Origin of the sequence: Scytonema hofmannii PCC 7110, from assembly GCF_000346485.2 — a bacterium.
Classification (GTDB): Bacteria; Cyanobacteriota; Cyanobacteriia; order Cyanobacteriales; family Nostocaceae; genus Scytonema; species Scytonema hofmannii.
Genome location: NZ_KQ976354.1, coordinates 660,417 through 673,257, shown reverse-complemented (window position 1 = coordinate 673,257; position 12,841 = coordinate 660,417). Strand labels below are relative to the sequence as shown.

The window sequence follows — 12,841 nt, the reverse complement described above, 5'->3', positions numbered from 1 at the left end:
ATGTCAACCAACATTTCTGTCGAGGAACGTCTCGCAGTTGTTGAGGCTGCAGTCATTGAGTTACAAAAGCAGTTAGCTGCTTCTGAATCCACTAATTGGTTACAACAAGTTACAGGTTCGTTCAAAGATGAGCCAGCCTTTGAAGAGGTTTTAGCCTATGGTCGAGCGATTCGTCAGGCAGATCATCCCCTTATAGATACAGAAGTTGAGCTATGAAATATCTGTTGGATACCGATCATCTCAGCATTATCCAAAGGGAAATGGGGCAAGATTACATGAACCTATTGAATCGGATGGCTCAACATCCGATTTCAGCTTTTTCTGTGTCAATGGTTACGTTTCATGAACAGATTCTTGGTAGCCATACTTATATTAATCGCGCTCGTAATTCCAATGAGATCGTCAAAGGTTATGAAATGATGGCTCGAATTCGGAGAGACTTTACAGTTTTGCCAGTTATTCCATTTGATAGTGCTGCCGCAGCAATGTTTGATAGCTTGCAATCTCAAAGAATTCAGCTAGCAACGATGGATTTACGAATTGCTGCTACCTGCCGCTCTCGTGGATTAATCTTGCTAACACGTAATAATCGAGATTTTGGTAAGGTGCCAGAGCTAAAGATAGAAAATTGGACAATAAGCAAGACTGGTGGGGCAGATTAGGGCGAGCGCTTCATAACTAATTGGTGCAATGGGCAGTATGAAGATCTTAATGTGGTTGCACAACTTATTACTAACCATACTTCATCTGTGCTGATGAACCACCCCACCGTTAAATTATCATTTGTGTCAGTTTAGCTAAGGTGTAAGGTAGCTATGCGGTCTTTCTCTAAAGTACTATACTTTATATATGATTAATCATATATTAGCGCAAGCATATATAGGTCATGACAGTGTAATTAAACGAACATCATTATTCGGAAAACCGTATCATGTCCTTGGCACACGCAATTATGGGTCTACTTCAGCAAGAAGAGATGACTGGCTATGACCTCAAAACAAGCTGCTTCGATCGCACCATTGCCCATTTATGGCAAGCCGACCAAGCACAGATTTACAGAACTTTGGATAAACTGGAAGAACGGGGTTGGATTAGCTGTACGGTTGAGATTCAACGCGATCGCCCAAATCGTAAAGTTTACCGTTTGACGGAAGCAGGAAAAGCGGAATTCACAAGATGGCTTCAAGAACCGCACCCTTTACCAACTGTGCGAGATCCCTTACGCATTCAGATGTTTTTTGCCGCTCAGTTACCGGATAATGCCATCATTAAACTGTTAGAGCAACAACGAGCAGCGCGGTGTGAAAAACTAGAGAAATGTAAAGCGATCGAGCTACCACTGCTTGACAACCTTTCCAACAATCGCCAACAAATTCTGCAAAGGTTAGTACTGGAGCTAGTGCTACGGCAAGAGCAGACTTATATTGATTGGTTGGATATGGCAATTGAGGTCATCCACCTGATTGATAGTAAATCATAAGAGGAATGCGATCGCCAGCCGCATGGTATAAAGCTCGTGATTCCCTCAGCCGTAAATATGCTTACCAATGCTTATGTATATCAGTCCGATCTAGGACATTTACATAGAAATTACTTATAGAGTCCGTATAATAAAACAGTTAAATATCAGTAATTTGGCTAAAGTTTTACTTTGTAATGTGTAAATCTTTAAATTTGTGCTCTTTTACGTACAGTATACTGATTACCATGGATATCAGAAGATACATTATAGTGATTTTTTATCAGGGCAATATCAGGGCAAAAAGCAAGTACTTTTTCTAATATCAAATTTACCAGGCTGCACTAAAACAGATACAGGAAATTAGAATCATTTATCTAATTCACAAATAACGAGTTGGTAGCTGAGTAGTCATACTGGCTACTGAATTTCTGCTATCTATTTTCTAGTAAGGCAAATTAATGACGGAAACCATCAATCCTACACCTGGTTCTATTGTGACCAGTCGCGATCGCCAGTGGGTTGTCATACCTTCAGAAAATCAGGAGGTCGTTCGTTTGCGTTCCTTAAGTGGGAACGAAGACGAAATTGTGGGTATTTATCAAAAGCTGTGGGAGCAAGGACTAGAAACCATCAAACCAGCAACTTTTCCTTTACCAAAAAGCGAACAAGTCAAAGACCATTCCGCCGCCTTGTTATTGATGGATGCAGCGCGGATGCAACTTCGGAGTGGTGCGGGACCGTTTCGCTGCTTGGGACGGTTATCGCTTCGTCCGCGCCCCTATCAGTTAGTTCCTTTATTGATGGCGCTGAGATTGGAGACGGTGCGGCTGTTGATTGCGGATGATGTAGGAATTGGCAAAACCATTGAAGCCGGGTTAATTGCACGGGAACTTTTGGATCGGGGTGAAGTCAAGCGAATAGCAGTGTTGTGTCCGCCTCACTTGTGCGATCAATGGCAGCAAGAATTAAGGGAAAAATTTCATATTGATGCAGTCGTTATACGTTCCGGTACGGCTTCCCAGTTGGAACGCAACGTACCAAATAATACGTGTATTTTTAGTTATTATCGTTACATTATTGTAAGTCTCGATTACGCAAAAGCAGAACGCCGTCGTGCTAGTTTTATCGCTCACTGTCCGGATTTAGTGATTGTGGATGAAGCACACACTTGCGCCCATCCTCATACAAAAACTACATCCCAACAGCAACGCCACCAACTCGTTCAAGAAATTGCTCAAAAACAACAACGGCATTTACTTCTGCTGACTGCAACTCCTCATAGTGGTATTGAATCAGCTTTTTTGTCACTGCTAGGGTTACTCGTACCGGAATTTGAAAGTTTTGATTTAGACTGCTTAACCGAGAAAGAACGAGACAAATTAGCTAGCCATTTTGTTCAACGACGACGGGCGGATGTGAAACTGTGGTTGGGAAATGAAACTCCTTTTCCAGAACGAGAATCACAGGAACAACATTACAAGTTATCGAAGGAGTATAAAGAACTATTTGAGGATGTCTATAATTTTGCTCGTGGATTGGTAAAAAATACAACAGCCGACATGAGCCACGCCCAACGTCGAGGAAGGTATTGGTCGGCGTTGGCGTTAATTCGTTGCGTCATGTCTTCTCCTGCGGCTGCAATAGCAACTTTAAACCGTCAAGTTGGGAAAGGGGATGGCAATAACTTACTGACGGAATTAGACGAAGGCTTGATGAGTGCTTACGTTTACGATTCCACAGAACAAGAACAGGCTGTTGATGCATCGCCGACTGTGGTGATGGAACAAGGACAGCAAAGTTATAAGGATGCAGACAAAAAGAAACTGAGGGCTTTTGTACAAGCTGCGGAAAAGTTACGAGGCGATAAAGACCAAAAATTGCAATCTTGTATCGAGACAGTGGAGTCTTTGCTTTCTGTTGAGATGAATCCGATTATTTGGTGTCGGTATATCACCACAACTAATTATGTTGCAGATGCACTCAAGCAAAAACTGGAGAAAAAACACAGTCAGGTGAGAGTTATTGCTATTACAGGAGAACTCTCGGAAGATGAACGGGAAATCCGCCTTGAAGAATTGAAATCTTATCCCCAACGTGTACTAGTTGCTACCGATTGTTTGAGTGAAGGAGTGAACTTACAAACACACTTTAATTCAGCAATTCACTACGATCTACCTTGGAATCCCAACCGTTTGGAACAACGGGAAGGACGTATAGACCGCTATGGACAAACAGCAGAGCAAGTGAAATGTTGTTTACTTTACGGTCAGGATAATCCCGTAGATGGAGCAGTCTTAGAAGTTCTCATCCGCAAAGCCGTACAGATTCACAAGACTTTGGGAATTACCGTTCCCGTACCCATGGATAGTACTACTGTAGCAGAGGCGGTGTTTAAGTCTTTATTTGACCGTGCAACTGATGCTGTTCAGCTATCTTTGTTGGATTTACTGTCTCAAGAAGATTCTTCTGTTGAGCAAGTTCACAACAGTTGGGATAAAGCTGTAGAACGGGAGAAAATTAGCCGGACTCGTTTTGCTCAACGTGCTATCAAACCAGAACAAGTCCAACAAGAGTTGGTTGACTCGGATAGGATTTTAGGGGCTGAGGAAGATGTCGAAAGGTTTGTGAAGTTGGCATGCGATCGCATGAATATTTCTTTTACCAAGAAAAAACAAGGTTGGTCACTCCCAGAAATACCGAGTTTTCTCAAACTATCTTTAGGAGACAAACCGCGTTTGCTAACCTTTACAACCCCTGCACCGTTCGGCGTGGAATACATTGGGCGGAACCATCCTTTAGTAGAAGGTTTGGCAAGTTACATTTTAGAAGAAGCACTTTCCAACACTAAAGAACCCATAGCAGCCCGGTGTGGCTTTACTGTAACAGATGCCGTACAAAAGCGGACAACGTTGTTATTGGTTAGGTTGCGACATTTGTTAGATTCGAGACGTGGTGTAGAAATACGCGATAAGCCGGGTACGGCTTGCGCTAAGAGCGATGCTGCCAAGCAGCCGCTTCGCGAACGCACATCTATGTTAGCAGAAGAATGCGCTGTCATTGGTTTTACCGATTCCCCATCGAATCCAACTTGGTTATCGCAAGAAGAAGCAAGGTTATTGTTAGAGCAAGCAATTCCGGTGAGTGACATTAACAAAGCTTCTAAACAGAGAGAAATTGCGGAATTGTTGGAAGAACTAGAAGAACTACAACCCGGTTTAGAACAGTTTGCTCAACAAAGAGCGCAAGAACTTTTACAAAGTCACAGGCGAGTTAGAGCAATTACTAAAGAAGGACAAGTTCGGGTTACACCGCAATTACCGATGGATATATTGGGTGTTTATGTTCTACAGCCCGGATAAAAGTAAGGAATATCCGCTTGTGTTAAAGATATATCCTCTTGTAATACAGAAATATCCTCTTGTGGTACGGGCGTCCCCGCCCGTGCATTCAAGAACCCTACAAATGTGGTCTATTAACCTGAAATTGCTATAAGCCTAACCAACAAACTTACATATAACATTAATTTAAATATGAAATCGACTTTACTCTCTAGTTGTGACTCTATTGACGTGACAAAATCAGATTGAGAAGATTTAGGGAGCGAGAGTTAAGAAAGTAATTTGCTTTAAACAAACTGCGACGAATTTGTGCTAAATCGTAACTTTTAAAAATTACCCAAGGAAAATCAGGGTAACCATTACCAATGGGAAGAAAATCATTAGCAGGGTACAAAGCTTTAATATAACGCTCTAATAAAATACGAAAATCATAACTCATAGGAGAATTTTCATCTCCTATAAATGAGGATTGAAGAATTTTATCCTTTAACAAAAAATGTATGGGAATAGCTAAGTATTGATCGCTAAAATTACTAGAGTCGCTTATTTGCTGAGTGTTACCCTCATTTTGTAGTAAATGTTCTATAAAATCGATGGTAAACAAAATTTCATTTTTGATATTTCCTGAATAATCACCTTGACTGATATTTTTTAGTGCATTCCTAAAATTAGTTGTTATATAAGAGCGAATTTGAGAATAAGGATCTATACTGTAACGTGATGTTACAGTATAATTATTCATTGGAATAATCAACAATGAACCATCCATGTAAACCTGTGGGTTAAGTTCTATTTCTAACAATTCCGCCATACAGGAACATTGGTCAAATAAAAAATCTACTCCTAGCTCTAATAAGGACAGCAAGCTAATTTTTTTTCTAGCTTGCTGTTGGACAACAGAAGAATTAGAGACGCGAGGAGGTTGAATTAGAAACTCAGATGACTTAAATAAGGTAGACAGATTTTCAAAAACAAGTTTAACGTTCAGGTCATCTGGATGCAATCGCTGGTGACTTCGTAGTAACTGCATCAAAGATTTAATCCGAGTGCTGAAAGTCTCCCCGCTTGAATATATCGCTTTACCACCGACGGGAATCATAGCTATGTTGCGTCCACCTAAATTTCCAGCGCCCAAAATTCGTGTCATTACTGCTGCTCGCAACACGAGTAGAGAACCTATTAAATTCGCGGCGCGGGTGCTGTTACTTTGTTGATTATTAGGTGTATTTGTAAAAACTTGTTCAATAATGTAAACTGTTATTTTCTTACAAGCGCGATCGTTATTTTGTCCCTCACCAAACTCACCTCTACCTCTATAAATTACCTGAATGATCTCCATCAGGTTATTTTCTATCTGAAATCTTGGTAGTTCAACTATTATATGTTTAGCATGGGGAAAGGAAATACCACGAGCCGCAGATGATGTCATAAACACTACCCGCACTTGATTCTTGCATTTGAGTAGCGTTTCCATATCAGTTACTTGGGAATGTATCTCCAAATAAGTCTCATTTTTCTTGAACCAAGACAGTTTCTTTTTTACTAGGGAAATTAATTGTCTCAGACGTTGTTTATCCTGGATATAAACAATTAATTGTCCTAACTCTGGTTGATTAACATAGTGGATTATTTCGTTTATTAAAGCTTCATCTCGTACTGATTGACCTAGTTTAATTTTAACGGAACCATCGTCATTGATTTTGTTTACTTCAAAGAATACTTTGTAAGTTATATCAATTTGTTTTGCAGGAAATGAATTAACATTAATAATAGCAGAATCGACATTAGATTGCGCTACAGAATAATTATCAAAAGATAAATAACTGACTTCCAATGGCTCTTGCTCCTTATCAACAAAAAAACAATAAATTTTATCTGGTTCCGCTTCCTTTGTACCAAGATGTGGTTTAACAACATCAATACCTGTAAGAGAAGCATCGGCAACAATTAACTTTGTATTAAAACCGTATGAATGGTCAAATAGCTCAAGTTTTTTTCCTAACCATTTCTTCATAGAGTGAAACCACTCAACTCCAGCATTGTCACCTGTTACTTCATCAATCATAACAATAATATGTTTCAGGCGTGAAGATAATTCACCCATTAACTCCGGTATTATCTCACCATTATTTGTAACTGAACGAAATAGTCTCTCGAAATTATCTAATGAGTCACCTCCACTATTCAATTTGCGGAGCGATTGAGTTGAGCTAGTAATGACAATTTTATTTTTTTGCTGTTTGATGAGAATATGACCTGCTTCACATAAACTTCTAATAACTCCGGTTCCGGATTTGTTATTATAACCGAGTAAAGAGCGAGACTGACGATTTATTAAATTTTTTCGGTTAGTGTTCAGTTTTTCATCATATTCTGCACCACAAAAAGTTACCCCTAAACTTTCAAAAGTTTGATTATTGCTATTAGAATAGTATCTCACTGTGGGCTGGTTATTATTGGCAGCAATCAGAGCACGACTTGTGGAAATACAAAACAGGTCATCAGCGAACAAATGACCTGTTTTTTTATCTTTAAATTTATTAATCGTGTCTTCGTTCACAGAGAGACGTGGACTAATGTAGAAAAACAGGAAACCCTCGTCAGCATGTTCGCGTAGAAAATTCACCACAGCTGTTGTTTTACCAATACCTGGATTACCAGTTAGAAATAGATTACGATAATTACCTGACAGATATTCCTGAATTATTTTTGCGTGGGCATCTATTAAAGAAATTTCCTCAGTTAGATAGTATTTTGAACTGATTGAAGAAGCTAAAAAGTCTGAAGGATTATTAAAATTTGTTAGTATTTCACTGAAACATACAGTTTTATCTTCTTGACAATTAGTATCACATAATGAATCTACAAATTGGTTGACTTTTTGTTCATGAGAAAGTGGCTCTGGTTGAGAGTTTTCTATTAATTTTTCTTTTACCGAAATTCCTACTTGCTCAAGCGAACGTGAGAAACAATATACAGCATTTCTTTTAATTAAATTAAGCATCTTAAAAAGCGTCTGCTCATAAGTATTGATGGAATTTTCTCTATCGGACTTTTGCCGTCCCTTCATCGATTTATATGCATTGGCGCAAAGGTCAAGAATGTGAAAGTCCTCCCGAATAACATTTAAGGTGCTAATTCCTCGTGTCGTGTAACCTATTGCTGTTACTTGTACAGTAGCATCCTTGGGTATTTTATTTTCTGACTCAAGAAATTTGACGAAACTGGCTGAGTATGATGCTGCCTGTACCAACTTAACAAAATCTTTATCGTAATAAGAAAAAGCTGTAAGATAATCCTGAATATATTGCCCTATTAATTGCTGATTAGTCCCTTTTTGGGTGTCAAGTTTTAATTTATGATAAACACTTTTGGACATTAAATAACGCAGTTCTGCTTTCAAATATGCAAGAATAGACGAAGCGCTTGATAAATTCCACAACTCCAACTGTTCTTCTTCATGCCTTGATTCATCATTATTTTTTTGATAATTTAATTCATTATTTTGATTATTCTCCACAGTAAAGGCGGACAAATCAACACAAACAATGTAATATTCCTTGTTTTTTTCTCCATCTTTCGACATCAACATCAATGTATCTGCTTTTAAAAATTCTCCTGTTTTGGCATATTGATTTATATATGATGTAACCCGATCAGCGGTAATATCAAACTGCGAAAGAATCTGAGAATACCGTTCATATTGATGTTTTTCTAGCGTTCTCATGCTGGCTTCATCTGAGAGGCAGCATTGCATATATAGTAGTTCCCAGTTTCTATTAGAAACGAACGAAAATTCTAAGGAGTTCATCAATTCCTCCCATAAACCTAAACCCCCAAGATGACCTCGTAAAAGTAAAAATTTACCCCATGCAGCCCATATTCTTTGACTTTCCGCATCAATAAATCCTTCTAACAGTTTCATCTCAACAAGTTTATTAACTACTCCTCGATGATTGATACGTTTCAAATCATTAATGAATAAATCCATGTGAGCATATTTCATCCCGGATTGATGAAGGGCTGTCAATATTCCTGTGTTGAATGCTAACTCGAAAATGTGTCCCTGAGCTTCTCTTATTTTCATTTTTGATTTTATTAAAAAAAATTCGACTTGAAAACAATAATTTGCTGAGTTAATCAAGAGTTTTTATAAATTCAAATTATGTATGTTATGGTTTACCTAAAATGAAATTTCAACATTACCATTTTCAATAAACCAATGTTGCTTCTCTAGTATTAAGCAAATTTGCTCTTTTAAAATTGGATTGTTGTAATATCTCACTAAAAAATCATTATAATCTCTAGGGAGTTCTGTCAATGGGTCTTTTAGTTGGTGTTGAGCTAAAAAATTCTCAATTTCTTCAAGAAAGACAAGTAGAGTTTGAGATAAATTTGCAGAATCATTCATCGTATGTTTGACATATGTTGAGTCAATTAAGGCATTGTTAACTTCCGTCAACCATGCAAGATAATTCATCTGCAACCCAGGAATACAATGCTTACCTCTTGCGGATAATCTGCCGATTGCATTATCGCCAATTATATCGTTAAGTGGGTCAAGTTTAGGTAATAATTTCTCCAACTTACTTTGTTTTTTTTCGTATCTTGAATAATGAAATAGTGTCAAATACAACATAATATCATTTTTTAATTGACATTCCTTAATTAGACCATTCATAACCTTAGTCATATCGAGTGCATCACCTGGATGAGCATTCAAAAGGGTTGAATAAGTCGTTGCAGTGTTATAAAAAGTCCTAGCTTTCTCGATGGTATTTACTGTAAGCAAATTAAAAAATATGACCTGGGAGCGATTGGGATCATTAAATAAGTTACTTAATTGCCGTACATCTTGAATATATAAGGTTTCTTCTTGAGTCTTGTCGTCAATACTTAAGGCACTGTAACTATCATATAAAACAGGATATATTATTAAATCATCTGCAATATCCTTGAGAAACTTGATTAGATTAGATGACATAAAAAATAATTCATTTTGTTGATTTGTCACTCGCAATTGTTCTGAAAAGGGAGTTTTTGCAATGTATAAAACATCCTTAAAACCTTTATCATACATTACATTAATTACATCTCGAAGTACCCATGGGGTGCTATGTAATTCATCTAACCAGTAGTTGCCTGCTAAAGTTTTAACTCGATTTATCTTTATACCAGTTTCGGTATCTTCTACCGCTACTATTTCACCTGTCAAATTCGCAATATAATTCTCTTCCCATCGCGATGAACGAGCATCACACTTGTTACTAGACACCATGACTAGTAATAATTTTTTGAGTATCCTTTTATCATTATTGTTGCTACGGTATTTCTGGGGTAATAAAGAGTAAAGTGATTTCTTCGCATTCAGAATTTTAAAACGAGCGATTTCCGGTAAAACTATCCCTTGAGAATTGATGAACATAAAGTCACTCAATAAGTGATTCCATTCTTTAACCATTTGACGAATTAGTGCTTCCTGTTGTGTTGTTTTTTCTTCCGATGTTTCATGCAGTATCCACTGACCTACGAATAAATTTTTGTTTTGTTTCACCCTACTTGTAATAAGTTCTAGAATTAGAAATCCAAGGGTCTTTAATGTAATCTCGTATTTGAAACGCCCTTCGTAAGTAGCTTTTTCTAAAGGAACCTCCCCTATCTGAAACTCTATAACTGAGCCTGAAAATACAACACGACTGAGTAAATCACTAGCTTCGTCAGCCTTCTTAAGTGTATTAACTTCCTTCAATATATTAGGAGATTTATTTAGTAAATTTGCTAGCAGCTGTATATTTTTTTTATCGCGCTCAAACTGCTTTGACTCAGTATGTTGTACAAACTTATAGAATACAGGGAGCATTTGTATATTGTCAGTTTGGTAAGCCATATCAAACTCATATTTTTTTGCTGCTCGATAAAAATTATCTGTTTCAAATTTCAGCGTAACAGGTAACTGGATAATTGCGTCTTTTGTTACCCCCTGTCGGGAAATAAAGATATGCTTGAGGCATTGTTTTAAATTGCCCGAAGAGAGTTCTTCTACAAAAAATCGATCTGTATCACTTATTTCTGTCAATTCAGGGACAAGTATTTTTTTTGATATTCCAATACTTACTCGTTTCTCATCAAAAACAAAAGTTTTTTTTATGTATTTTTTGAGAAGTTTTGCTATTGCTTCTAGTTTTTGTGGTACTAAATATTGATTAATATTACTAACAAACTCTACTAATAAGTTTTTCTTCTCTGCATCATTCTGACTATCTAGGTTACTGAAAGTAGGCAATACTTTGTTTGTAAAATGTTGAACTATATCAAATTTGAGAACATCTGTATAAAGATAATTTACTTCCCAGGGGTTAGGACACGCAAATGCAAAATAATAAAGAATAAAATACTTAATTATTTTTTCAACCTGCCAAGCTCTCTCTTCTGGGGTAGTTTCATCAATCTGTTCATTATTTAAGTTTGAATTGGGGTTAATGATCTCAAGTCCGTAAGCGAATGAAGTAGGTGACTTAACTGGATTATTGACTCGCCCATTGAATTTAAACTTTAATCCAAAAGTTATTGATGTTATACTCCGATGTAAGTCATCTGTCTGCCCAATACAACCATTAATTTGTCCAACTATAGGTAATTCAAAAAAAGCATCCCTACGAGAAAATAATTCTTTAATATTCACAGTTACACCCTGATATGTTAAATCGTAATAATCATCAGGCTTCTTCGGATCATTGATGAAGTTTTCTAATAATCTTATACGTCTACTGTAGTCTTTCAAATAAAATGATGCTTCATGGATTGATATTTGACGTATTTTTCCTCTTTGACCACACTCATATATGATTTCTTTGTTTTTAGTTAAATCGTTACATTCTTCATCAATTAATTCTGACCAAAAATCTAAAAAAAATATCTCCGTTTCTCTTTTTAATCTTCCGATTGTTTCTTGATTAATTAATTTTTCAAGCAATAATAATTCTTGAGAACCATGAATTTTTAGAGATTCAAGATTAGTTCTTACATTACGAACAACATAATCAGATAGATCGGACTCATCATTCATCTTCAGACGAACATAACTTTCTAGTGCTGTTAATACAAACTCACGGAATCTAGTTGCACTATTTATTTGTATGGTAACTTTATGATTTCTAATTGCAGGATTATCAAACTCAGACTCCAAAACTAGTTCTTGGCTACTTAATCCAGAGGATTGGGGGAAATTCCAGGTAAATAAGGAAGACTCTTGAGGTTGCTTTGCCAAGGGCATAAGTATTGACTCAATGAATCGCTCAATGATATCATCAGCGTTTTTTATATTGAAATCCAAACCTAAAATCTTCTTAATTTCACTTGTTAAAAGGTTGGACAAAGTAGCTTTTATTTCTTTAATTTTGTCTTTAAATACCTCACGACAAGCATCGCTCATATTTATTGTTGCTCGATATGCTTTTTCGTCTTTTGACAACGGTAATCTAATCTCTTTAGCTTTAGCTATCTGCGAGGCTAAGGAATGAATATCGACAATTAACCTCAATCTTTCGTTATTAAAGTCTTTTTTTAAAGAAAATATTTTTCCTCCTGACTCTCCATCCAATTTCTCATCTATTTTTGAGAGAAAATCTATATAATCTAGTTGCGGTAGTTGATTTCTTTCTTCCTTTAACTGATTCTGATTCTCCACTCTGTGTCACCCCTTTTTTAGTTAAATGAAACCGGGTTGTGTATTGCTTACTTTTCCATGAATAGCTAAATTTGCCAACGGCGCGGGAGCGTCCGCTAAGAGCGATCGCATTACCTGCCATAAAGAAGAACATCTCAAGTAAGGTTACAACATCACCACCCACTTCCGCTATGATAACCAAAAACGGATATCAGCTACCGTACAAACTCCAGATGAGACAAAATTATTACATATAATCTACTGTGCGACAGCGAATGTATAGCAAAGCAATTGCGGATTGAATAAGAAAAAGAGTGAGCAAAGAGGATTTAAACTCGATATCGCCACAGGTATTTAGGGAGTCCCTGAAAATGA

At 37.0% G+C, this 12,841-nt stretch carries 6 protein-coding genes; 4 read left to right on the top strand and 2 right to left on the bottom strand.

What is annotated here, in order from left to right; genetic code table 11:
• The 4 genes from WA1_RS02845 to WA1_RS02830 all read left to right on the top strand — a co-directional run bounded on the left by WA1_RS02845 (nt 1) and on the right by WA1_RS02830 (nt 4,821).
• Nucleotides 1-216 carry a hypothetical protein gene (locus tag WA1_RS02845; RefSeq protein WP_017741400.1) on the top strand — a complete coding sequence of 72 codons (216 nt, stop codon included), beginning with the start codon at nt 1-3 and terminating at the stop codon, nt 214-216.
• Nucleotides 213-662 carry a type II toxin-antitoxin system VapC family toxin gene (locus WA1_RS02840; RefSeq protein WP_017741399.1) on the top strand — a complete coding sequence of 150 codons (450 nt, stop codon included), beginning with the start codon at nt 213-215 and terminating at the stop codon, nt 660-662. Before WA1_RS02845 ends, WA1_RS02840 begins: the two co-directional genes overlap by 4 nt.
• A 269-nt stretch (nt 663-931) precedes the next feature.
• Nucleotides 932-1,480 carry a PadR family transcriptional regulator gene (locus tag WA1_RS02835; protein ID WP_017741398.1) on the top strand — a complete coding sequence of 183 codons (549 nt, stop codon included), beginning with the start codon at nt 932-934 and terminating at the stop codon, nt 1,478-1,480.
• Between the two features lie 440 nt (nt 1,481-1,920).
• Entirely contained in the window at nt 1,921-4,821 is a 2,901-nt protein-coding gene (locus tag WA1_RS02830) for a helicase-related protein (protein WP_017741397.1), read from the top strand.
• Between the two features lie 202 nt (nt 4,822-5,023).
• Here WA1_RS02830 and WA1_RS02825 read toward each other — a convergent pair whose 3' ends face one another.
• Together WA1_RS02825 and WA1_RS02820 are read right to left on the bottom strand one after the other, a co-directional pair.
• The gene (locus tag WA1_RS02825; protein ID WP_017741396.1) at nt 5,024-8,887 is read right to left on the bottom strand and encodes an ATP-binding protein; all 3,864 of its coding nucleotides are present in this window, start codon (nt 8,885-8,887) and stop codon (nt 5,024-5,026) included.
• A gap of 96 nt (nt 8,888-8,983) precedes the next feature.
• Nucleotides 8,984-12,487: a hypothetical protein gene (locus WA1_RS02820; RefSeq protein ID WP_017741395.1), complete on the bottom strand. Its 3,504-nt coding sequence runs from the start codon at nt 12,485-12,487 to the stop codon at nt 8,984-8,986.
• Nucleotides 12,488-12,841: the final 354 nt, after the last annotated feature.